Genomic DNA, 22,204 nt, shown 5'->3' with positions numbered 1-22,204 from the left:
GGTCAGACGGTGACGGGGCGGCCGACCCCGACCGGGGTGCTGGACGGCTCCATGCGGATGATGATCGCCTTCGACACGGGGGTGTTGCTGCCGAGCGCCACGGAGTCCAGCGGCACGAGCGCGTTGGCCTCGGGGAAGTAGGCGGCGGCGCAGCCCCGCGCCGTCGGGTAGGCGACGGTCCGGAAGCCCCGCAGGACGCGGTCGGGCTGGCCGGGCCACTCGCTGAAGATGTCGACGATCTGGCCGTCGGCCAGTCCGAGCTCGGCGAGGTCGTCCGGGTGCACGAAGATGACCGACCGCCCCTTCTTGATGCCGCGGTAGCGGTCGTTCAGGCTGTAGATCGTCGTGTTGAACTGGTCGTGCGAGCGGACGGTCTGCAGGATGAGCCGGTCCGGCGGGCACTCGATCGGCTCGAACGTGTTGACCGTGATGCGTGCCTTGCCGGTGGCCGTGTCGAACCGCCGTTCGTCGCGCGGCCCGTGGGGGAGCACGAAGCCGTCGCGGCTGCGGGTCCTGGCGTTGTAGTCGGCGCAGCCGGGCACGACCCGGGCGATGTGGTCGCGGATGACGTCGTAGTCGTCGATCATGGCGAGCCAGTCGATGTCGTGACGGTCACCGATGGTGGCGTGCGCGATGCCGACGACGATCGCCACCTCGGAGCGCACGTCGTCGGAGATGGGTGGGATCTTGCCGTGCGAGGCGTGCACGGCACAGACCGAGTCCTCGACCGTGACGTACTGCGGACCGGTGGCCTGCAGGTCGACCTCCGTGCGTCCGAGGACCGGCAGGATGAGTGCCTCGTCGCCGGTGATGACGTGGCTGCGGTTGAGCTTCGTGGACAGCTGGACGCTCAGGCGGGTCCTGCGCATGGCCGACTCGGCGAGATTCGTGTCCGAGATGGCGCCGAGCAGGTTGCCGCCGAGCGCCATCCAGACCTTGATCCTCCCCTGGTCGAGCGCACGGATGCCGTTGACGGCGTCGACCCCGTGCTCGCGCGGCGCCTCGAAGCCGAACTCGTCGCCGAGGGCCTTGAGGAACGACTCCGGCATCTTCTCGGCGACGCCCATCGTGCGGTCGCCCTGCACGTTGGAGTGCCCTCGGATGGGGGAGGCGCCCGCGCCGGGCCTGCCGATGTTGCCGCGCAGCAGCAGAAGGTTGATCATCTCCTGGATCGTGGCGACGCCCTGGCGGTGCTGGGTGATGCCCATGGCCCACGCGATGATGACCTTGTCCGCGGCGATGTAGCGGTCGGCGAGCTCGTCGATCTCCTCGGCGGAGAGCCCCGTGACCCGCTCGACCTCGAGGTCGTCCACGCTCGCGATGTGCTCGGCGAAGGACGTGAAGCCGTCGCAGTACGTGTCGATGAAGTGGTGGTCGAGGACCGTCCCGGGCGCTGCGGCCTCTGCCGCGAGGACGCGTTTGGCGACGGCCTGCATGAGCGCCATGTCGCCGCCCGACCGGATCTGCAGGAACTGGTCGGCGATCTTCGTCGCCTTGCCGAGGTAGCCGCGCACCCGCTGCGGGTCCTTGTAGCCGATGAGGCCGGCCTCGGGCAGCGGGTTGATCGCGACGACCTGCGCCCCGTTCTCCTTGGCCTCCTGCAGGGCCGTGAGCATCCGGGGATGGTTGGTCCCCGGGTTCTGCCCCATGATGATGATGAGGTCGGACTCGGCGAAGTCGTCGTAGTGCACGGTCGACTTGCCGATCCCCACCGAGTACGTCATGGCCGTGCCGGTGGACTCGTGGCACATGTTCGAGCAGTCCGGCATGTTGTTCGTGCCGAACGCGCGGGCGAAGAGCTGGTAGGCGAACGCGGCCTCGTTCGAGGCGCGGCCGGAGGTGTAGAAGGCGGCCTCGTTCGGGTCGTCCAGCGCACGCAGGTGGTCCGCGACGATCCCGTAGGCCCGCTCCCAGGTGATCGGCGCGTAGTGGTCGGAGTCCGCCGCCTTGTAGTACGGCTCGGTGAGTCGGCCCTGCATGCCGAGCCAGTACTCGGTCTTGTCCTCGAGCGACGTCAGGGAGTTGTTCGCGAAGAACGACCTCGGCACCGTCAGCGGCGTCGCCTCCCACGTCACGGCCTTGGCGCCGTTCTCGCAGAACTCGGCGACCTTGCGGTGCGCGGGGTCCGGCCACGCGCAGCTCATGCAGTCGAAGCCGTCCTTGTGGTTGATCGCCGCCATGAGCCGGGCCGTGCGGGCAGGTCCCATGGTGCGGATCGCCGGCTCCATCGAGTGCCGGACGCCGTCGAACCCCGCCGCGAAGTCCTTCGGCTCGGAGATCTCCAGGTCGGCGTCGGAGAAGTCCTCGATCGGTGCCTTCGGCGTCATTGCTCAACCACCTTGTCTCATGCTCGAGCGCTGAGGCTCGACAACGCTGGTTCCCGACGATACCGCCGTCCGGGCAGGGGGCTCCGGTTCGTCGTCGGCGGACTCGGCCAGGGGTTCGGCCACGGGTTCGGCCTGGGGTTCGGCCACGGGGTCGTTCGTGATCCGGTCCGGCCGGGCGTAGACGACCATCGAGTCGCCGCGCAGGAAGCCGACCAACGTCAGGCCGGCCTCCTCGGCGAGCTCGGCCGCGAGCGAGGAGGGCGCCGAGACGGCCGCGAGCACGGGGACGCCCGCCATCAGGGCCTTCTGCGTGAGCTCGAAGCTCGCCCGGCCCGAGACCATGAGGACGAGTCCTCTGCCGGGGATGAGGCCCTGCAGGAGGGCCCAGCCCATGACCTTGTCGACCGCGTTGTGGCGGCCGACGTCCTCGCGCAGGACGAGCAGCTCGCCGGTCGCGCCGTCGAACAGCCCCGCGGCGTGCAGCCCGCCGGTGCGGTCGAACACCGCCTGCTTCTCGCGCAGGAGGTCCGGGAACGTGATGAGGCGGGATGCGTCGAGGGTGAGCGGGTCGTCGTCGACGGTGAACCGGCTCTGGGTGCGTACCGCGTCGATGCTCGCCTTCCCGCACAGCCCGCACGACGACGTCGTGTAGAAGTTGCGTTCCAGGCTCGGGTCGGGCGCGGGGACGTCCGGGGCGAGGGTGACGTCGAGGATGTTGTAGGTGTTCGGCTCGCCGTCCGACGCACAGTGGATGCTGCCCGCGAAGTGCTCGGCGTGGTGGATGACGCCCTCGGAGAGGAGGAAGCCCGCGGCGAGCTCGACGTCGTGTCCCGGGGTGCGCATCGTGACGGCCAGGGAGGTGCCGGACACGCGGATCTCCAGCGGTTCCTCGACGGCGAGGTGGTCCTCCCGCCGGCGTGCCGGTCCGCCCGCGGTCAGGCGGGTGATGCGGCGGCGGGCGGCGATCCGGGACATCGACCCTGGATAGCACCGAAGCTCGGTCGGGACAATGCGACCGCTCGGGTGTGGGCCGGTGGGGCCTCGCGCAGCGATACGCTCCGGGACCAGCCAGTCGGGCCAGGGCGTACGAAGGAGGAACGCGTGTCCGGAACGAAGCGGTTGCCTCCGGAGATCCTCGACGAGTGGCTCGTCGAGGCCGCCGACGAGCTCGGGCTCGACCCGGACGACGTCGACATCGACGTGGTGCTCGACCTGACGCGGGACGTCGCCCACGACGTCGCACGGCCCGCCGCGCCGCTCACTGCCTTCCTGCTCGGCCTGGCGGCAGGGCGCTCGGGCGACCCTGCCGTCGTCGAACCTCTCGTCGGCAGGCTCACCGAGCGTGCCGCCGCGTTCGGCAGGGCGCGCGAGCAGCAACCGTAGCCGGGCGTGACCAGGCCGACCCCGCGCCCGCGGGGCACGAACGACGTAAGCGGGCGCCGGCGTCGGAGAATGTGTCAGTGCTCCTCACCGTCACCGACCTCGCCGACCCGCGCCTGACCGACTACCGCGACCTCACCGACGTCGCGCTGCGCGTGCGGACCGAGGAGCCCGCGGGGCTCTACATGGCGGAGTCCACGAACGTCATCACCCGCGCGCTCGAGGCCGGGCACCGCCCGCGGTCCCTGCTGACGGCGCCGCGGTGGCTCGACGACCTCGCGCCCGTCCTCGAGCGCGCCACCGGCGCCGGCGACGGGGGAGAGGTCCCGGTGTTCGTCGCCGAGGAGGCGGTGCTGCGCGAGATCGTCGGCTTCCGCCTGCACCGCGGGGCGATCGCGGCCATGCACCGTCCGGTGCCGCCGCCGCTGGACGAGCTCCTCGCGCCCGCGGACCGTCCGGCGCCGCGGCGGGTCGCGGTGCTCGAGGACATCGTCGACCACACCAACGTCGGGGCGATCGTGCGCAGCGCGGCGGCCCTCGGCGTCGACGCCGTGCTCGTCACCCCCAGCTGCGCCGACCCGCTCTACCGGCGGGCCGTGCGGGTCTCGATGGGGACGATCTTCCAGGTGCCGTGGACGCGGCTGACGTCGTGGCCGCACGGGCCCGGCGGCGTGGACGCGTTGCGCGCGGCGGGCTTCACCGTGGCCGCCGCGTCGTTGTCGGAACGGTCGGTCCCACTCGACGACGTCGCCGCGGACCCGCCGGAGCGGCTCGCCATCGTCCTGGGCTCGGAGGGGCATGGCCTCAAGCCGGCCACGTTGCGTGCCGTCGACCTCGAGGTGGTCATCCCGATGAGCGGCGGCGTGGACTCGCTCAACGTGGCCGCGAGCTCGGCGGTGCTGTTCTGGTCGACGCGGGTGCGGTGAGCTGCCGAGATCGCATCGACTCGGTGACTGCGCGCGAGCACGTCTTTGTCGCGACGACGCCCTGAACCTGCGACTCGGTGGCCCGGCGACCTACGGCACAGTGCCGATGCCCATGGCCTGCCCCACGTCGCGCATCCTGGAGTCGTCGGTCAGCAGCTGGACCTCGTCATCATCGGAGCTGAGCGTGGCGGCCGTCGCCAGGTGGATGGCGTCCAGGGTCCGCAGGTGGAAGGGCAGCTCGCCGGCCGAGTCGAGGATCGCTCGCGTGACGTCGACGAGATGGACGTATGCGAGCACCTGCGTCACCGAGGGCAGGGGAATCGACTCACGGAAGGCGATGCGGTGCATCTCCGTGCGCAGGAGGCGTGACGAGGCCAGAACGCTGCGCCCGTGCTTAGCCTCGCCGAACAACTGCTGGACCCGGTCGGTGCCCTCCTCCTCGAGCAAGAGCTTCAGAGCGGAGGATGTGTCGACGTAGATCACCGTCATCGCTCAGCGCGCGAGTCATCGACCAGCTGCGCCGCCGACGTGTCGTGCCGCTTCGGGGTCGGGAGGTCGGGAAGGTCGGCTGCAGGGGGCTCCACCCGCCCCTCGGCGAGCAGGCGCTCCAGCGGGGAGCGCTCGTCCGGTGGCGGTACGAGCATGGCGACGACCGTGCCGTGGTCGGTCACCTTGACGGGGCCGGTGCGCGCGACGGACCGCACGACCTTGCCCGCGTGCTGATTGAGCTCCCGGATGCTGACGGTGCGCTCGTTCATCGCTCCAGAGTAGCCGTTGTTCTACATGTAGACCATGGATCCGACGATCCCTGGGGAGCGTCCCCGTGATCGCGGTCCTGTGGGCTTCGCCGAGCCCGCCGCTCCCTCAGCCTTCGTGATCGATGGGGTCTGGCCCGGCGGCGATGGCTGACACGGTCCTTGGTGCGTGGATGCGGCGGCCGTTGCGGTCGTGGAACTGCCATTCGCCGGATCGCCGGGTGATGCTGATCGAGCGCGCGTGGACGAGGTCATGGTGGTGCCAGCACAGGAGGATGCCGTGCTCGACGCTGGTGGGACCGTTGTCGCGGGCCCACTGCAGGGAGTGGTGGATCTCGCCGAAGCCGGGTGGCTCGCCGCATGCCGGGAACTGGCAGTGGTGGTCGCGGGCGTGGATGGCTCGGGTCATGTTCGCGGGGAAGATGCGTTGCTCTCGACCGACGTCCAAGACGGTGGAGTCGGGTCCGAAGATCACCCGGGACAGTGCGCTGTCGCAGGCCAGACGGGCGAGCATCGCGGGCGGGATGGGGGTGCCGTCGTCCAGGGTCGCCGGGGTCGCGCCGGTCATCACCTGGTGGTCGATGGCGGTGGAGATGACGTGGTCGTCGCCAGGGGTCCAGCCGTCGAGCCAGTTCTGAGCCTCGTCGGAGAGGTCGACGAGGGTGGGGCTGGTACCGGGTTCGCGGGGTCCCCCGGGCCTTCGGAGTGCCGCGCGGTCGGAGTCGGGCGGGTACCGGGAGTCCGACGGTCCGGCGACCGGGCTGGGGTCGGTGCTGGGGCCCGTCGGGATGTCGATGACCTGTTCTGCGCCCGGCAGCCGGCTCCTGCCCGTGCTGCTGTCGGCCGGCGCGACGGCGTCCGGTGGGACGACGGAGCCGGTGGCTGCGGCCAGGGCGCGGAGCGTAGTGATGTCGACCGTGACGGTGAGGTGGGGTCGGACGCGGGCGTGGGCGCCCTGCAGGCCGGTGTCGAGGGACTGGTGGGCCAGGGAGACCAGGGCGGAGGCGCGTCGCTGGGCGGGGGTGCGGGTGTCGTCGGCGGCCTTGGTGCCCATGTGGGCGGTGAGTGCCTCGTCGACGATGCGGCCGGAGAGCTCGTCGAGCCAGCCGTGGACGTGGTAGCCGTCCATGGTGGGGGCGATGGTGAGCTCTTCCTTGGCGTCGGCCTGGCGCCAGGCGCGATCAGCGGCGTCGGGGTCGGCCATCGTGGCCCAGGCGGTGACGACCTTGTTGAACTCGTCGGCGGTCATGACCTGTGCCTGTGCGAGGAGGAACTCCTCTCCGATCTCGTCGTCGAGGAGCTGAGCCGTGAGCGTCGTCGTGCGCAGGGCGTGGCGGAGCAGCACGTTGACGTGCTCGATGCCGATGAGGCTCTCGCCCAGCGCGGTGCGGGTGCGAGGGAGGTGGTCACGCAGCGCGCGGGAGCGGGCCACCTCCTTGCCTGCCGCATGGTTCGTGGTGCCGGTGGTGTGCCGGACGAAGGCCGTGAAGGTCCGCCACCCCTCGATGGCCCACAGGCCGTTGGCCTCGGCCGCGGTCAGCACGCCGGCCCTGGCGGCCCCGAGCTTGCGCTCGACCTGTTCGAGCAGCTGATGTGCCTCGTGCACACGGCTTCCCGGCAGGGTGTGCCAGTCCGTGCCCGTGACCGCCTCACACGCTGCGACCACCTGCGCCAGCACGCCCACCGGGTCCGGCTCGGTGCCCGCGGCGGCGCTGTCGGCGAGGGAGGTCGTGCCAAGGACCGGAGTCGTGCTGTCGGTCGGCGCGGTGCCAGGACGCGCGGCCGGGTCGATCGTCACGGCCGTGTCGACCCCGGTGGTATCGAACGGCTCGTGCTCCGTGTCGGGGACGAGGGACTCTGTCATCCAGCTGCGCAGGTCGGCCTCGCTCAGGGTCATCTGGTCGAGGTCCTCGCCGGCAAGCGGATCCTCCGCGGCCCAGTCCCGCAGGGCCTGCACTTCGTACCAGTCGTCGAGCGCGTCGGAGAGCCTGTGGACGTCGATCTGCTCGATGTCAGTGGTCGTCGGCATCATTGCTCTCACCCCCTCGAAGCGCTGTGAACCTCAGCATAGTCGAACTGGTGTTCGAGCACAAGAGGTGTGGGGACGTGTTTCCGGCATCGGGGAGAGGGTGGGCGAGCCCCCGCCGATTGCGACAGGGCGGTTCGCCGATCCCGTGACGGGGCTGCACGGCTGGACCCTCGCCTGGGACGAGACCACATCGAGATGAGGATCGCTCTCGCCTCGGCCGGCACCGGCGTCAGGCGCCCCCGGGATAGCCGAGCTGCCGCCACGCCTCGTACGTGGCGACGGCGGCCGAGTTGGACAGGTTCATCGACCTGACGCCCGGCCGCATGGGGATGCGCACGCGTCCCGTCACCCCCGGGTGGGTGAGGACCTCGTCGGGCAGGCCGGTGGTCTCGGTGCCGAACATCAGCGCGTCGTCGGGGCCGAACCGCACCTCGCCCAGGCCGAGCTCGCCGCGGCCCGTCATCGCCCAGACCGACCCGGCGCCGGCGTCGTCGAGCGCCACGAAGCACGCCTCGACGTCCGCATGCACCCGGGTGTCGGCGAGGTCGTGGTAGTCGAGCCCGGCCCGGCGCAGGTGCGCGTCGGTCAGCTCGAAGCCGAGCGGCTCCACGAGGTGGAGGCGGGCGCCGACGCCGGCCGTCATGCGGATGGCGTTGCCCGTGTTCGGCGGGATGAGCGGGTGGACGAGGACGACGTGCAGCACCGGTGCATCCTCGCAGCACGCGACGACGCCCGGCAGGGCGGACCCGCCAGGCATCGTCGTCGGAGAATGTGTGCGGCCGGGCCTCGCGGGCCTCGGCGCTGCCCCGCTGGTCTCAGCCCTGCCGCGCGCCTCAGCGCTGGAACGTCGGCGTGATCAGGCCTCGGGCGATCGTGTGGAACACCGCCTGGAACGACACGGCCGTCGGCGTGGTGTCCTCCTCCACCTCGAGGGTGTCGACGTCGAGGGCGTGCACCGCGAAGACGTACCGGTGCGGCCGGTCACCCTCGGGCGGCTGAGGGCCGAAGTAGGACTGCTCGCCGCCGTCGTGCCGGACGTGGAACGCGGCGCCGGGCAGCATGAGGTCGGACTCGCCGGACCCGGCGGGCAGCTCGGTCACCGAGCTGTCGAGGTCGACCACAGTCCAGTGCCAGAACCCCGACGGCGTCGGTGCGTCCGGGTCGAAGCAGCTGACGACGAAGCTGCGGGTCTCGGCGGGGAAGCCGGACCATGCCAGGTGCGGCGACACGTTCTCGCCCCCGCCGGCGAACCGGGCGTCCATCGGCTGCCCGTCGGTGACGTCGGTGGACGTCACCGTGAAGTCGGGCACTGCGGGCAGCTTGTCGTAGGGGTGCTGGGCGAGCGGGCGGTCGAGGTTCATGACGGTCCTTTCCCTCCGGGGCCGCGCGTCGAGGCGCACCTCCAACCTAGGGGGAGCGGAGCGGGCAGGGGGCCAGCGACGCGCATGCGAGACGCGGCCCCCTGGTGCGGTGTCGGTGCCGCGTCCTAGCATCGTGTTCGAACAGACGTTCGGCGAGCGGGCCGATCGTGGGGAGCGGAAGGGGTGCGCGATGACGGAGCAGGTGGACCGGCTCGCGGCGGCGCGGGCCGCTCTCGTCCGCGCCGAGACCGCGACCGGCCTGCGCACGCGCCTGCGGGTGGTCGGCGGCTCCGAGGCACCCGACGGCGGTGCTCACCCGGGTGGGAACGTTCCCGACGGCGGGGCGCACCCCGTCGCCGACCGGCCGGCCGCGCCGGGGCGGGCCCGGGCGGAGGAGTCGCTGCCGGAGCGGGCCCGGGCGACGACGTCGGGCGACGCCGAGCACCTGCCCGTGCCCGCGGCGCTCGCGCCCCTGCTGCCCGCGGGCCTGCCGCGCGGCACGGTCACCCGCGTGACGGGCTCCGCCGCGCTCCTGCTGGCGCTCGCCGGGGCGGCGTGCGGGCAGGAGGGCTGGGCCGCGCTCACGGCGATGCCCGACGTCGGGTGGCGCGCCGCCGCGGCCGCCGGGCTGCCGCTGGACCGGGTCGTCGTCGTCCCAGACCCGGGACCCGGGGCGCCGGCGGTGCTCGGCGCGCTCGTCGACGGCGTCGAGGTGCTCCTGGTGGGCCGCTGCACGGCGATGGCGCCCCGGGACCGGCGCTCGCTGCTGTCCCGGCTCAGGCTGCGCGGCTCCGTGCTGCTGACCGCGCACGCCTGGGAGGGGGCTGACGCCGTGCTGTCCGTCCACGGCCGGACCTGGCAGGGGCTCGCCCCGGGGCGCGGGATGCTCACCGCCCAGGAGGTCGACGTGTCGATCGACGGCCGGCGCGGTGCGGCCGCGGGCGGCTCCGTGCGGGTGCTGCTCGGGGCGGACGGCGTCTCCGCGCTGCCCGGGGGCCAGGAGGCACGCGGTGGTGCGCGTGCGGCCACCGGTCGGTCCGCACTGCGGGCGGTGGGCGCGTGAGGACCGAGACCGCCGAAGAGACGCGGGCGGCGCTCGACCTCACCCCCGAGCCTTCCGGCCCGCCGGCCGTGCGGCGGGTCGTGCTGTGGGTGCCGGACTGGCCGGTGGCCGCCGCCGTGACCGAGGGGCTCGTCGGCGTCGGCGACGCCGTGGGCATCCACGACCAGCGCGCCGTCGTCGTCACGTCCGTGGCCGCGCGGCGCGCCGGGGTGCGCCGCGGGATGCGGCGGCGCAGCGCCCAGCAGATCTGCCCCGGGATCACCCTGATCGCCGCCGACCCCGTCCGCGACGCCCGGGCCTTCGAGCCGGTCGCGCAGTCCGTCGAGGACGTCGTCGCCTTCGTCGAGGTGCTGCGCCCTGGGCTGCTCACCTTCCCCGCCCGCGGGCCGGTGCGGCACGCCGGCGGCGAGGAGGTGCTCGCCGAGCGGCTGGTCTCCGCCGTCGCGCAGGACACCGGTGCCGAGTGCCAGGTCGGGCTCGCCGACGGCACGCTCGCGGCCACCCTCGCTGCCCGGGCCGGGGTCGCCGTCGGCCCCGGCGAGCGGGTCACGCTGGAGTTCCTCGCCGCCCAGGACGTCGGCGTCCTCGCCTACGCCGCCACGAGCGCGCCGGCCTCCCGGGCCACCGCCGAGCTCGTCGACGTCCTGCGCCGCCTCGGCCTGCGCACCCTCGGGGCGCTCGCCGCCCTGGACGCCGCCGACGTCTCCGCCCGCTTCGGCCCCGTCGGCCTGACCGCCCACCGCCTCGCCCGCGGGCTCGACGCCCGGCCGCCCGCCGCGCGTCGGCCGCTGGAGGACGTCACGGCGTCGACCGTCCTCGACCCGCCCGCCGAACGCAGCGACGTCGCCGCCTTCGCCGCCCGCGCCCTCGCCGAGGACCTCGCCGAACGGATGCGGCGCCGCGGCGTCGTGTGCCGTCGCCTCGAGGTCCGCGCCCGTACCGAGGACGGCGCCGAGCTCATCCGCACGTGGGGGCTCGACGGACCGCCGACCGCCGCCGAGCTCACCGACCGGGTGCGTTGGCAGCTCGAGGGCTGGCTCTCGGGCCGCTCGGGCCGCCCACCCTCGGCGCCGCTCAACCGGCTCTCGCTCGTCGCCCAGGAGGTCACGCCCGCCGGCACGCTCCAGGACGTGCTGTGGGGGCCCGGGCGGCGCGGCCGCCTCCAGGCCGAGCGCGCCGCCCTGCGCGTCCAGGGGCTGCTCGGCCCCGAGGCCGTCCTCGTCCCCGTCCTCCAGGGCGGCCGCGACCCCCGCTCGACCACCCGCCTGGTCGCCTGGGGGGACGACGCGACGCCGCTGCGCCGTCCCGACGCCCCCTGGCCCGGGGCCACCCCCGACCCGTGGCCCGCCACCGTGCTCGCCGAGCCCCGCCCCGTCCGGGTGCTCGACGACGCCGGCCACGACGTGCGGGTGGGGGCACGCGGCCTGCTCACCGCCGACCCGGCGAGCGTCCTGCTGCCCGAGGCGCGGCGGGTCGCCGGCTGGGCCGGGCCGTGGCCCGTCGTCGAGCGCTGGTGGGCCAGGCCCGGGCACGGGGCGGCCGGCGCCGGGGACGTCACCGACCGTGATCGCGTCTACCTGCAGGCCCGGCTCGTCGGCGACGAGCCCCAGGCCGTGCTCCTCGTGGGGACCTCCGCCGGCTGGCTGCTCGACGCCGTCTACGACTGAGCCCCACGGGCGCGCGGCGCGCCAGGGAGAGGCGGAGATATCCTCCGCCGTGACGAGGGTCGGACCGGGCGGTGCCGTCTGCAGGTCCGTGCCGGGTCGCCAGGGAGACGACGGAGCACGCGGCTCGGTGCAGAGCCGGTGAGGTGGTGGTGTACATGGAGGTCGCGCTGCTCGTGCTCATCGGCGTGCCGCTGCTGCTGCTCGCCCTCGGCATCTCGATCACGGCGCGGGCGGTCGCCTCGCTCCGGGAACGCTCCGTGCCACGCGCCGCCGGGATCCTCCGGGTCGTCGCCGGCGTCGGCGTGGTGGTCTGCGCGCTGCTGCCCGCGCTCGTCCTCGTCACCGAGGTGCAGTACGGCGTGGTGGCATTCCCCGTCCTCGGTCTGGTGGGCGCGGCGGTGTGGGGGAGTCTGTTCCTGGCCGCGGCCGCCGTCGTGGAGGGTGTGGCGCGTCGCCGGAGGCCGTGGCACGAGCGCTGAGCGGTGCAAGCGGGCCGCGCGCCCGTCCTGGCCCGTTGCGACAGCGTGCGGCGCGGGGGGATAGCCTCGGCGGTACCCGTCATCCGCCAGGAGGAGAGCCATGACCCAGCAGAACGCGACCGCTCCCTCGGGCTCCGTCGTCGGGCGTCAGGACCCCGACGCCGTCCGCCCGCCGCACGCCTCGTCCCCCGACTCGGCGGGCCGGCCGACGCTGCCGGGTCGCGTCGGCGACGCGAGCTCGGCCTGGGCCCCCGCATCCGCGGCCACGCCCCTGCGCGCGGAGGACGCGCGTCACGGCGAGGCCGCCGCCGACCTGCCCAGCGCCGCGATCGCGGGCGGCGCCGTCGCCGCGTGGATGGCGCTGCCGGACGTCCTGCACGGGCGGGGCGCGCGCGCCGTCCTCAAGCTCGGCATCCTCGGCGGGGTGACGGCCTGGACCGTCGTCCAGTCCCGCGCGCACAAGGCGAAGCTCCCGAAGGGTGTCGTGACGTTCGGGTCGAACCGTCCGCGGCCCCACGCCCCGGACCCGCAGTCCCGCGGCGCGCGCATCGCCCGCACCGCGGTCTACGGGGGAGCGGCGTTCGCGGCGCTCGTCGTCGTCGACTCGCTCGGGCACCAGGGCGCAAAGTTCCTCGGCGCCCGTGGGATCCCCGCCCCGCACACCTTGCTCGGCCTCGCTGCCGGCGCGGCGACGGCGGTCGGCGTCACCTCCCGACGCTGACCCCGGCAGGGCGCCCCCCGCCCGTTCGACGACGTCTGACCTCCCCGCTAGTCTCGAACGCACGTTCGAGATCCGAGCGTCGTCGCGTCGATCGGGGAGGTGGCCGTGGGTGCCCGCTACGCCGAGCTGCACGCGCACTCGGCCTTCTCCTTCCTCGACGGCGCCAACCTGCCCGAGGACCTCGCCGCCGAGGCCGCCCGCCTGGGCCTGGAGGCGCTCGCGCTGACGGACCACGACGGGCTGCCCGGCGTCGTCCGGCTCGCCGAGGCCGCCCGCACCCTCGGCCTGCCCACGGTCGTCGGCGCCGAGCTCGGCGTCGGGTCGACCGGGCGGACCTCCGCCGCGGCCGGCGGCGGCACCCACGGGCTCGGCGGACCGGCCGACCCCGACGGCACGCACCTGCTCGTCCTCACCCGGGGCCGCGAGGGGTACGGGCGCCTGTCCGCCGCCATCTCGCACGCCCACCTCGCCACCGGCGTCAAGGGGCGGGCGCGCTACGACCTCTCGGAGCTGGCCGACACCGCCGACGGGCAGTGGGTGATCCTCACCGGCTGCCGCAAGGGAGCCGTCCGCCGCGCGCTCGAGCCCGAGCGCGGCCGCTTCGCCCCGGCCGCGGCCGCCCGCGAGCTGGCCCGCCTCACCGAGATGTTCGGGCGGGACAACGTGGCCGTGGAGATCAGCGACACCGGGGACCCGCTCGACCAGGTCCGCTGCGCCGCCCTCGCCCAGCTCGCCGAGGACGCGGGCCTGCGGCTCGTGGCCACCGGCGGCGTGCACTGCGCCCGCCCGCAGGACGCGGCGCTCGCCCACGTCATGGCCGCCACCCGGGCCCGCGCCTCGCTCGAGGAGATCGACGGCTGGCTGCCCGCCGCGCCGGCCCACCTGCGCTCCGCGGAGGAGATGCTCCGCATCCACCGGCACCACCCGCACGCGGTGACCGCCGCGGCGGACCTCGCGGCCGAGCTCGCGTTCGACCTGCGGCTCGTCGCCCCGGACCTGCCGCCCCACCCCGTGCCGCACGGCCACACCGAGGCCACGTGGCTGCGCGAGCTCGCCCACCGGGGGGCCGAGCAGCGCTACGGGCCACGCGGCGCCGAACGCATCCCCGGCGCCTGGCAGATGATCGACCACGAGCTCGGCATCATCGACGAGCTCGGTTTTCCCGGCTACTTCCTCATCGTCCACGAGATCGTCCAGTTCTGCGTGGACAACGGGATCCTGTGCCAGGGCCGCGGCTCGGCCGCCAACTCCGCCGTCTGCTTCGCCCTCGGCATCACCGCCGTCGACGCCGTCACCCACCGCCTGCTGTTCGAACGCTTCCTCTCGCCCGGCCGATCCGGTCCGCCGGACATCGACCTCGACATCGAGTCCGGCCGCCGCGAGGAGGTCATCCAGTTCGTCTTCGAGCGTTACGGCCGTGAGCATGCCGCCCAGGTCGCCAACGTCATCGCCTACCGGCCCCGCTCCGCCGTCCGGGACGCCGCCCGCGCGCTCGGCCACGGCACCGGCCAGCAGGACGCCTGGGCCAAGAGCGTCGAGCGGTGGGGGTCGCTCCGCACCCCCGACGCCGGCGGTGAGGTCACCGGCGCAGCACCGGGCCCCGACGCCGCAGCCACCTCCGCGGGGCCACCCGGTCCGGGGGAGCGCACCTGGTGGACGGTCGAGACCGTCGGCCGCAGCGGCGTCGCGCCCACGGTCGCCTCCACGCCCGCCCCCGAGACCGCCCCGCCGTCCGCACCTGCCCCGGGCGCCGACGACGTCTCCGCCATCCCGGACGACGTCGTCGACATCGCCGAGGAGCTCCTACGGCTGCCCCGCCACCTGGGCATCCACCCGGGCGGGGTCGTGCTGTGCTCGCGCCCCGTCGTCGAGGTCTGCCCCGTCCAGTGGGCCACCATGCCCGGCCGCACCGTCCTGCAGTGGGACAAGGACGACTGCGCCGACGCCGGCCTGGTGAAGTTCGACCTCCTCGGCCTGGGCATGCTCACCGCCCTGCGCCTGGCGTTCACCGAGCTCACCGGCCGGGGCGTCCTCGGCGTCGACGGTCGCCCGCTCGGCCTGCACAACCTCCCGCAGGACGACGACGCCGTGTACGACCTGCTGTGCGCCGCGGACACCGTCGGCGTCTTCCAGGTCGAGTCCCGCGCCCAGATGGCCACGCTCCCCAGGCTCCGGCCGCGCACCTTCTACGACCTCGTCGTCGAGGTCGCGCTCATCCGCCCCGGCCCCATCCAGGGCGACTCCGTCAACCCCTACATCAACCGCCGGCTCGGCCGGGAGCCCGTCACCTATCTCCACGACCTGCTGCGCCCGGCCCTGGAGAAGACCCTCGGCGTCCCGCTGTTCCAGGAGCAGCTCATGCAGATCGCCATGGACGCCGCCTCCTTCACCCCGGCGGAGGCCGACCAGCTCCGCAAGGCGATGGGCTCCAAGCGGTCCGAGGAGCGGATGGAGGCCCTGCACGCCCGCCTGCTCGACGGCATGGCCGGCAACGGCATCGCCTGCGACGTCGGCGAGCAGATCTTCCACAAGCTCAGGGCCTTCGCCGACTTCGGCTTCCCCGAGTCCCACTCGTTCTCGTTCGCCTACCTCGTCTACGCCAGCGCGTGGCTCAAGGTCCACCACCCCGAGGCCTTCTACTCCGCCCTGCTCGGCGCGCAGCCCATGGGGTTCTACAGTCCGCAGACCCTCGTCGCCGACGCCCGGCGGCACGGCGTGCGCGTCGAGCGGGCGAGCATCAACGGCTCCGGCGTGCACGCGAGCGTCGTCGACACCACCCCCGACGGCGGACGGCCCGACGACGAGACCCCCGACGACGAGACCCCCGGCGGCGTCGCCCCCGTCGAGGCCGTGGCGCGCCTCGTGCGGCCCGACCCCGGGCTGGCGATCCGCCTCGGCCTGGCCCCCGTGCGGGGCGTGGGGGAGGAGGCCGCCGAGCGGATCGTCGCCGAGCGCACCCACGGCGGCCCGTACGTGAGCATCGCCGACCTCGCCGGACGGGTCGACCTCACCGCCGCCCAGCTCGAGGCCCTCGCCACCGCCGGTGCGCTCGACCTCGGCGGGGACCGGCGCCAGGCGCTGTGGACGGCCGGTGCGCTCGCGGGCGCGCACGGCACCACCCGCCGTTCGTCGTCGGGGGAGCGCTGGGTCCAGCCGCCCCTGCCGGGCACCACGCCCGGCATCACCGCTCCCGAGCTGCCGGCGATGACCGAGGTCGAGACCGCCGTCGCCGACGTGTGGGCGAGCGGCGTCTCCCCGGGCACCTACCCCACCCAGTACCGCCGCGCCGACCTCGACGACGCCGGCGTCCTGCGCCTCGCCGACCTGCCCCGCGCCGAGCCGGGCCGCCGGGTCCGTGCGGCCGGCGTCGTCACCCACCGGCAGCGCCCGGGGACCGCGCGCGGCGTCACGTTCCTCTCCCTGGAGGACGAGACCGGGCTCGCCAACGTCGTGTGCTCCGCGGGCGTGTGGGCACGGCACCGGCAGGTCGCCCGCACCTCCGCGGCCCTGGTGATCCGCGGCATCGTCGAGAGCGCCGACGGCGTGACGAACCTCGTGGCCGACCGCATCGATCCGCTCAGCCTCAGCGTCGCCACCACCTCCCGCGACTTCCGGTGACGCCCGGCGGGCCTGCGACAGGCGTCCCACGCGCACCGCGCGGGAGCGGGCCGCGCGGGAGCGGGCCGCGCGTGACCGTTACCCCCGCCACCCAGTGGCCGCTCGGCCGAACCGCGGGCCGGCCGTCCTAGGGTGACCGGGTGAGCAGCCCCTCGGTCGGCCACCGCAGCGGTGAGCCGGCCTTCCGCCGCGCGCTGCTCGCCCTGTTCGCCATCGGCATCGGCACGTTCGCGATGATCTACTCCGTCCAGCCGCTGCTCGCCGTGGCGGCGACGGACCTCGACGTCTCCGCCGCGTCGGGGACGATGCTCATGACCGTCACCACCTTCGCGCTCGCCGTCGCGGTCCTCCCGCTGGCCCGCCTCTCCGAGTGGTGCGGCCGCAAGCCGATCATCATCGGCGGGCTCGCCGTCTCCGTCGTCACCGGGATCGCGAGCGCGATCGCACCGAGCTTCGCCCTCATCCTCGTCCTGCGCGCCGTTCAGGGTGCCGCGCTCGCGGGCGTCCCCGCCGCGGCGCTCGCGTGGGTCGCGGAGGAGATCCACCCGAGCGCCATCACGCGCGTGGGCGGCCTGTACATCGCCGGCAACACGCTCGGCGGCATGGGTGGGCGGGTGCTCGCCGGCTTCGCCTCGGAGCTCGTCGGCTGGCGCGGCGCGATCATCGTCGTGTGCATCCTCGGTGCCGTGGTCGGCCTCGCCGCGCACCTCCTCCTGCCGACCGCGCAGGCGTCGCCGGCCCGCAGCTCCGGCGCGGCGCTCGCCGCCAGGCCCGACTCCGCCGAGGCGCGGCGCAGCCGGCTCGTCCTCTACGGCCTGGCGTTCCTCGGGATGGCGACCTTCGTCGGCATCTACAACGTCCTCAGCTTCCGCACCTCCCTGCCGCCGTACTCGCTCGGAGCCGGCCTGGGCTCGATGTTCTACCTGTCCTACATCGCCGGCACGTTCACCTCGACGTTCGCCGGCCGCCTCGCCGACCGCACAGGAATCAGGGCCGGTGTCCTGCTCGGCCTCGCGGTCTGCGTCGGGGGAGTGCTCATCACGCTCGCCACCTCGATGGTGCTCATCTGGGCGGGACTGTTCCTCCTGGCGGGCGGCTTCTTCGTGGTCCACTCGCTCGCCTCGGCCAACGCGGCCCGGCTGAGCCCCAGGCCGTCGGACGGGTCCGGGAGGTACACGCTCTTCTACTACCTCGGGTCCTCGGTCGGCGGCGTCCTCCTGGGCCTCGCCTGGGACCTGGGTCAGTGGGGCGCGACGGCCGCCGGCGCCGTCGTCCTGCTGGTGCTCGCCACGGTGCTCGCGCTGTGGCTGCCCAGGCGTCCGCCCGCCGGAGCGCCGCCCGCCGGAGCGCCGCCCGGCGGGGCGGCTCCTGCCGGAGCTCCGCCTGGAACACCGCCCAGCGCGGCGCCCGGCGCACCCCCGCCCGGCACGGCGCCGCCCGCGTCCGCGTGAGACGCTAGGACCCGCGCACAGAAAGGGAGTCCATGGCCCGCATCCCGCTCGCCAAGCTGCTCAACATCGCCGTCGTCGCCGGACCGGCCATCTGGAAGATCGTCTCCCGGTACGGCCCCGTCCTCATCGACATGCGGAACAAGAATCCCGCGGCGTTCGACAAGGTCGCCGGCTCGGTCAAGGGGCTCGCCGGCTCGGTGCGGCCCGGCCCGGGGAACCTCACCTCCCAGGCCGAGGTCGTGCGCAAGCAGATCAACTACCTCGTGGCCTCGGCGGACGACGACGCCGAGCTCGCCCGCGTCGGCGGCTGGCGCAAGCGCCTGGAGAAGATCGAGGCCGCGATCCCGCTGCTGGACGCCATGAGCCCCAAGGTCCGCAAGACCCAGCTCAAGACGCTGCGCGCCCAGCTCGACGCCCTCGCGGCCGAGGTCCTCGACGCCTTCATCGGCGAGCAGGCCGAGGACGCCGGGCTCACGCAGGCGGGACCCGCGCCGGCCGGAGCCGCGCAGATCGACCCCGCGCCCCCGCCGTCGGAAGGCTGAGCCGCAGACCCCGACGCCCGCGTAGCGGGGGTACCTCGCTCGTGAAGCATGGGTACTTCTCCCCGAAGGCAGGAATATCACGCGTGCCGTCGGAGCAGCGTGATTAGATCGGGGGTATGACGAACCCGCCGAACCCCGGCTCGCCCGAGTACCCGGGAACCCCTCAGCCCGATGACAACCAGCCGGAGGCGGCGGACGACGACGTCGAGGCGACCATGCTCGCCCGCCGTCCCATGCCGACCTACGGGCAGCAGCCGCCCGCTCAGCCGCAGCCCGGCGGCTACGGTCAGCAGCCCGGTCAGCAGCCGCCGGTGCAGCCGGGTGGCTACGGCCAGCCGTCGCCGTACGGCCAGCCGCAGCCCGGTGCCCAGCAGGGCGGCTACGGCCAGCAGCCGCCGGCTCAGCAGCCGGGTCAGCCCTCCCCGTACGGGCAGCCCCAGCAGGGTGGCTACGGTCAGCAGCCTCCCGCGCAGCAGCCCGGTCAGCCCTCCCCGTACGGCCAGTCGCCCGACCAGGCCTCGCCCTACGGCCAGCCGCAGGCCGGCGCGCAGCAGGGCGGTTACGGCCAGCAGGCGCCGGCTCAGCAGCCCGGACAGCCCTCGCCCTACAGCCAGTCGCCCGAGCAGGCCTCGCCGTACGGCCAGTCGCCCGACCAGGCCTCGCCCGCCTACGGCCAGCAGGCCGGCTACGGCTCGGCCGCCGGGTCCCCGAACGCCTACGGCTCATCGGCGTCGGCCCACGAATCGGCGGCTTCCGCCGGTCAGGCCGCCGGCTACGGCCAGCAGGGCGGCTACGGAGCCCCGGGCCAGCAGCCCGGTCAGTACGGACAGGCCGGCGCCTACGGCGCGGCGGCGACGTCCTCGAGCGCCGGCGCCGGCATCGGCCCGTTCAAGCTCTTCCCGCCGGCCATCGCCGGGTGGGTGATCCTCGGGATCGGTGTGCTGTCGTTCGTCGCGACGCTGCTGCCGTGGTGGTCCGTCGAGTACACGATGTTCGAGACGACGACCAGCGAGAGCGGCAACGGCTTCGGCGACTACACGGCCTACGCCATCCTCATTCTCTTCGCGGCGATCGCCGCCGGCGTGGGCGGGTTCTTCATCGCCCGCCGCATGATGACCGGCATCGGCACGCTGGCCGCGCTGGGCGGAGCGGCCGTCATCTTCCTCTTCGGCCTCATCGGATTCTTCGACGCGAACGGCGACGTCGGCACCGCGAGCGACGCGTTCGCCGGTGGCTCGGGCGGTGCGAGCCTCGGCTTCGGCGTGATCCTCATGCTGATCCTCGCGATCGCGGCGCTCGGCGTCGGCGCGTGGATCGCGCTGACCTCGCTCGGCGTCATCAAGGGCGGGGAGACGCCGACCGGTCAGCCGGCCGGTGGCTACGGTCAGCAGGGTGGCTACGGCGGTGGCCAGCCCGGCGGTTACGGTCAGCAGGGCGGCTACGGCGGTGGCCAGCCCGGTGGCTACGGCCAGCAGGGCGGCTACGGCGGCGGTCAGCCCGGCGGCTACGGCCAGCAGGGTGGCTACGGCGGCGGTCAGCCCGGTGGCGGCTACCAGCCCGGTGGCTACGGCCCGCAGGGCTGACCAGCTCCCACCGCACGACCCACGGGCGGCCCGGCGCGCACGCGCCGGGCCGCCCGTCGTCGTGCGGGCGCGTGACGGAGCCGGGAGACAGCGCCACGCCCATAACGCCTTGCTGATTCCACCGGTCGGCTGGTTCACTACGCCTGTTGCCCCTCGCGCGACCGGTGTCCGGGCCGTTCGCGCGCCGTCCCACGACACCGAGGCAGGTGGACGCGCCGATGCGTTCAGGACGATCCAGGACCGAGATCACGACGCACGAGGACCCACGCCGCGGCCGGCGATCGGCGCCCGCACGCCGACGACGACGCTGGACCGCACGGGCGGCCGCGGGACTGGCGGGCGCGACCCTGCTGGGTGCCGCCGCCGTCGCCCCGGCCACCGGCCGTGCCACGGGAGGTGAGGTCGGCGGCGAGGGTGACGACTACTTCCTGTCCAACAGCATCAGCACGGTCGGCGAGATCGAGTTCAGCTACGGGCGCCCCGGCGACCGCCTCTACGTCGGCGACTGGAACGGTGACGGGACCGACACGCTCGCCGTGCGGCGCGGACGCGAGTACCACCTGCGCAACTCGCTGACCCCGGGCCCGGGCACCGTCATCGCGTATGGCGCCGCGGACGACGTCACCTACGTGGGCGACTGGGACGGCGACGGCCGCGACTCCTTCGCCGTGCGCCGCGGGTCGGTCTTCTACATCCGCAACGCCGCCGGCTCCGGCGCGCACGACGCGACCCTGGCCTACGGCCGGGCCTCCGACGACGTCCTCATCGGCGACTGGGACCGCAACGGACGTGACGACGTGGCAGTGCGCCGTGGCAACGAGTACTTCTTCCGCACCTCGCCCGGCGACGGTCCCGCGGACCGCGTGGCCACCTACGGTCGCGTCGGCGACGAGGTGCTTGTCGGTGACTGGAACGGTGACGGCTTCGACACCCTCGGCGTCCGCCGCGGTCGCACCTACTTCCTGCGCAACGCGATCAGCACCGGCGTCGCCGACGTGACGATCGACTACGGCCGACCGGACGACGTGGCCATGGTGGGCGACTGGGACGGCAACGGCACCGACACGCTCGGCGTGCGCCGCCCGTCACCGCCCCCGCCGCAGCCCGTCCAGTACCCGATCGCCTCCTACGGCACCCTGCGCACGGGGCAGCCGGCGCACCACGTCGTCCACTCCGACGCCGTGCGGGAGCGCACCCTGCGCCTGCCGGGCTTCGACCTGTGGCTCACGCCGCGCACCGAGTTCGACTGGCCGTGGGCGATCCCGAACGGGGCGAACACCAGCGGCATCGTGGCGGAGGCGTTCTGGTTCGCGCCGGGCGAGTACAGCCGGATGATCGCCAAGGTCGACCGGTGGGAGGGCTACGACCCGTCGCTCCCGCTGAGCCGCATGAACTACACGCGTGAGCTGCGGGGCACCGACGTCTCGGGCCAGCTCGCGTGGGTGTACGTCGCGACCCCCTGGCGGGTGGCGTACGCGCACGACATCGGGTGGATCGTCCGCAGCGGCGACTACGTCAACAGGTACTGACGGGGGAGACAGGCATGCGACCGATCACGAAGACCCTGCTCGCGGGAGGCGCCGCCCTCGGCGTCGGGCTCCCGCTCACGCTGACGCTGACCGCCGGTGCCGGGCCCGCCCGAACGTCCCCGGTCGACGACACCGGGGACCCCGTCCCGCTGTCCCTGGCAGAGGAGGTCCCGGACGACGCCGGCTCGCTCCTGCCGGACGGCGTCGCCACCACCACGGGCGACCGGCCCGCCGCGCCGGGAACCGACTCGTCCACGGACTCCTCGTCCGACGGCCCCGACGACGGCGCGTCCGGCGACGCCGCGCCCGAGCTCGTCGGCGACCACCTGCTGCGCGACGTCGGCCAGGTCGCGGGCCTCGCCGACGACGACGGCGAGCCGCTCGTCGAGCTCGTCGTCACGTCGATCGAGACCGCGCAGAGCTGCCCCAGCCGCGTCGACGAGCAGTTCGACCCGGTCAACGGGCACTTCCTCGTCGTCGAGGTGACCGCGGCGATGGCCGAGGCGGCGGGCGCGGAGGCGGAGAACCCGGAGGACGTGTTTCTCCCGCTCGCGGCCGACTTCTTCACCGTCCTCGGCCCGGACGGCACCGAGCAGCCCGGGACGCTGACCGACGCCTCGTGGTCCTGCTACACGCTCGACGAGCTCGTGGCGCCCTCCCTGCTGCCCGGCGAGACGGACTCCGGCTACGTCGTCCTCGACGTGGCCGCCGAGAGCGGCACGCTCGTCTACGACCCGTCGGGCACCGGGAGCGGCTGGGCCTGGGAGTACTGA

Annotated in this window: 19 protein-coding genes; 12 read left to right on the top strand and 7 right to left on the bottom strand. The window is 74.1% G+C overall.

The window, feature by feature from the left end; translation table 11 throughout:
- Positions 1-2: 2 nt before the first annotated feature.
- On the bottom strand, positions 3-2,327 hold the full coding sequence (locus ACZLKG_RS07895; protein WP_425709668.1) for an FdhF/YdeP family oxidoreductase: 2,325 nt from the start codon (positions 2,325-2,327) through the stop codon (positions 3-5).
- Between the two features lie 3 nt (positions 2,328-2,330).
- Entirely contained in the window at positions 2,331-3,302 is a 972-nt protein-coding gene (gene fdhD / locus ACZLKG_RS07890; protein ID WP_463648432.1) for a formate dehydrogenase accessory sulfurtransferase FdhD, read from the bottom strand.
- Positions 3,303-3,428: 126 nt separating this feature from the next.
- Here fdhD and ACZLKG_RS07885 point away from each other — a divergent pair, with 126 nt between their 5' ends.
- Both ACZLKG_RS07885 and ACZLKG_RS07880 read left to right on the top strand, forming a co-directional pair.
- Entirely contained in the window at positions 3,429-3,710 is a 282-nt protein-coding gene (locus ACZLKG_RS07885) for a DUF6457 domain-containing protein (RefSeq protein WP_425709666.1), read from the top strand.
- A 71-nt stretch (positions 3,711-3,781) separates the two neighbouring features.
- Complete coding sequence (locus ACZLKG_RS07880; RefSeq protein WP_463648431.1) at positions 3,782-4,633, top strand: TrmH family RNA methyltransferase; 852 nt, start codon at positions 3,782-3,784, stop codon at positions 4,631-4,633.
- A 90-nt stretch (positions 4,634-4,723) separates the two neighbouring features.
- Here the strand turns inward: ACZLKG_RS07880 and ACZLKG_RS07875 are convergent, their stop codons facing one another.
- The 5 genes from ACZLKG_RS07875 to ACZLKG_RS07855 all read right to left on the bottom strand — a co-directional run bounded on the left by ACZLKG_RS07875 (position 4,724) and on the right by ACZLKG_RS07855 (position 8,778).
- Positions 4,724-5,122, bottom strand: a complete 399-nt coding sequence (locus tag ACZLKG_RS07875) for a type II toxin-antitoxin system VapC family toxin (protein ID WP_463648430.1) — start codon at positions 5,120-5,122, stop codon at positions 4,724-4,726.
- Positions 5,119-5,391, bottom strand: a complete 273-nt coding sequence (locus ACZLKG_RS07870) for a type II toxin-antitoxin system Phd/YefM family antitoxin (protein ID WP_425709663.1) — start codon at positions 5,389-5,391, stop codon at positions 5,119-5,121. Before ACZLKG_RS07870 ends, ACZLKG_RS07875 begins: the two co-directional genes overlap by 4 nt.
- 106 nt (positions 5,392-5,497) lie before the next feature.
- Entirely contained in the window at positions 5,498-7,417 is a 1,920-nt protein-coding gene (locus ACZLKG_RS07865) for an HNH endonuclease signature motif containing protein (protein WP_425709662.1), read from the bottom strand.
- A gap of 229 nt (positions 7,418-7,646) precedes the next feature.
- Positions 7,647-8,174: a tRNA (cytidine(34)-2'-O)-methyltransferase gene (locus ACZLKG_RS07860; RefSeq protein ID WP_463648429.1), complete on the bottom strand. Its 528-nt coding sequence runs from the start codon at positions 8,172-8,174 to the stop codon at positions 7,647-7,649.
- A gap of 76 nt (positions 8,175-8,250) precedes the next feature.
- Positions 8,251-8,778, bottom strand: a complete 528-nt coding sequence (locus ACZLKG_RS07855) for a YbhB/YbcL family Raf kinase inhibitor-like protein (protein ID WP_425709661.1) — start codon at positions 8,776-8,778, stop codon at positions 8,251-8,253.
- Positions 8,779-8,911: 133 nt separating this feature from the next.
- Here ACZLKG_RS07855 and ACZLKG_RS07850 point away from each other — a divergent pair, with 133 nt between their 5' ends.
- The 10 genes from ACZLKG_RS07850 (at position 8,912) to ACZLKG_RS07805 (ending at position 22,204) form a co-directional block, all read left to right on the top strand.
- On the top strand, positions 8,912-9,841 hold the full coding sequence (locus ACZLKG_RS07850) for a hypothetical protein (protein ID WP_463648428.1): 930 nt from the start codon (positions 8,912-8,914) through the stop codon (positions 9,839-9,841).
- Entirely contained in the window at positions 9,838-11,508 is a 1,671-nt protein-coding gene (locus tag ACZLKG_RS07845; RefSeq protein ID WP_463648427.1) for a DNA polymerase Y family protein, read from the top strand. The genes ACZLKG_RS07850 and ACZLKG_RS07845 overlap by 4 nt, the downstream gene beginning before the upstream one ends.
- A gap of 146 nt (positions 11,509-11,654) precedes the next feature.
- Positions 11,655-11,987 carry a hypothetical protein gene (locus tag ACZLKG_RS07840; RefSeq protein ID WP_463648426.1) on the top strand — a complete coding sequence of 111 codons (333 nt, stop codon included), beginning with the start codon at positions 11,655-11,657 and terminating at the stop codon, positions 11,985-11,987.
- Positions 11,988-12,087: 100 nt separating this feature from the next.
- Positions 12,088-12,708 (top strand): hypothetical protein, encoded by a 621-nt coding sequence (locus tag ACZLKG_RS07835; RefSeq protein WP_425709657.1) that lies wholly within the window; start codon positions 12,088-12,090, stop codon positions 12,706-12,708.
- A 105-nt stretch (positions 12,709-12,813) separates the two neighbouring features.
- Entirely contained in the window at positions 12,814-16,326 is a 3,513-nt protein-coding gene (gene dnaE, locus ACZLKG_RS07830; protein ID WP_463648425.1) for a DNA polymerase III subunit alpha, read from the top strand.
- 140 nt (positions 16,327-16,466) lie between these two features.
- Positions 16,467-17,777, top strand: coding sequence for an MFS transporter (locus ACZLKG_RS07825; protein WP_463648424.1), 1,311 nt, complete (start codon positions 16,467-16,469; stop codon positions 17,775-17,777).
- A 32-nt stretch (positions 17,778-17,809) separates the two neighbouring features.
- Complete coding sequence (locus ACZLKG_RS07820) at positions 17,810-18,319, top strand: hypothetical protein (RefSeq protein WP_463648423.1); 510 nt, start codon at positions 17,810-17,812, stop codon at positions 18,317-18,319.
- A gap of 116 nt (positions 18,320-18,435) precedes the next feature.
- Entirely contained in the window at positions 18,436-19,902 is a 1,467-nt protein-coding gene (locus ACZLKG_RS07815; protein WP_463648422.1) for a hypothetical protein, read from the top strand.
- 218 nt (positions 19,903-20,120) lie between these two features.
- Positions 20,121-21,431: a gamma-glutamylcyclotransferase family protein gene (locus ACZLKG_RS07810; protein ID WP_463648421.1), complete on the top strand. Its 1,311-nt coding sequence runs from the start codon at positions 20,121-20,123 to the stop codon at positions 21,429-21,431.
- Between the two features lie 14 nt (positions 21,432-21,445).
- Positions 21,446-22,204, top strand: coding sequence for a hypothetical protein (locus ACZLKG_RS07805; protein WP_463648420.1), 759 nt, complete (start codon positions 21,446-21,448; stop codon positions 22,202-22,204).

The organism is Georgenia sp. Z2081, assembly GCF_055326445.1.
Note: the sequence above shows the minus strand (reverse complement) of the source record. Positions and strands in the feature narration are given on the sequence as shown.

Excerpts from the sequence above, each read along its gene's own strand:
- ACZLKG_RS07870 (WP_425709663.1), bottom strand. The coding sequence starts at position 5,391 with ATGAACGAGCGCACCGTCAGCATCCGGGAGCTCAATCAGCACGCGGGC.
- ACZLKG_RS07810 (WP_463648421.1), top strand. The coding sequence starts at position 20,121 with ATGCGTTCAGGACGATCCAGGACCGAGATCACGACGCACGAGGACCCA.
- ACZLKG_RS07835 (WP_425709657.1), top strand. The coding sequence starts at position 12,088 with ATGACCCAGCAGAACGCGACCGCTCCCTCGGGCTCCGTCGTCGGGCGT.
- ACZLKG_RS07815 (WP_463648422.1), top strand. The coding sequence starts at position 18,436 with ATGACGAACCCGCCGAACCCCGGCTCGCCCGAGTACCCGGGAACCCCT.
- ACZLKG_RS07855 (WP_425709661.1), bottom strand. The coding sequence starts at position 8,778 with ATGAACCTCGACCGCCCGCTCGCCCAGCACCCCTACGACAAGCTGCCC.
- ACZLKG_RS07860 (WP_463648429.1), bottom strand. The coding sequence starts at position 8,174 with ATGCCTGGCGGGTCCGCCCTGCCGGGCGTCGTCGCGTGCTGCGAGGAT.
- ACZLKG_RS07895 (WP_425709668.1), bottom strand. The coding sequence starts at position 2,327 with ATGACGCCGAAGGCACCGATCGAGGACTTCTCCGACGCCGACCTGGAG.
- fdhD (WP_463648432.1), bottom strand. The coding sequence starts at position 3,302 with ATGTCCCGGATCGCCGCCCGCCGCCGCATCACCCGCCTGACCGCGGGC.
- ACZLKG_RS07875 (WP_463648430.1), bottom strand. The coding sequence starts at position 5,122 with ATGACGGTGATCTACGTCGACACATCCTCCGCTCTGAAGCTCTTGCTC.
- ACZLKG_RS07820 (WP_463648423.1), top strand. The coding sequence starts at position 17,810 with ATGGCCCGCATCCCGCTCGCCAAGCTGCTCAACATCGCCGTCGTCGCC.
- ACZLKG_RS07865 (WP_425709662.1), bottom strand. The coding sequence starts at position 7,417 with ATGCCGACGACCACTGACATCGAGCAGATCGACGTCCACAGGCTCTCC.
- ACZLKG_RS07805 (WP_463648420.1), top strand. The coding sequence starts at position 21,446 with ATGCGACCGATCACGAAGACCCTGCTCGCGGGAGGCGCCGCCCTCGGC.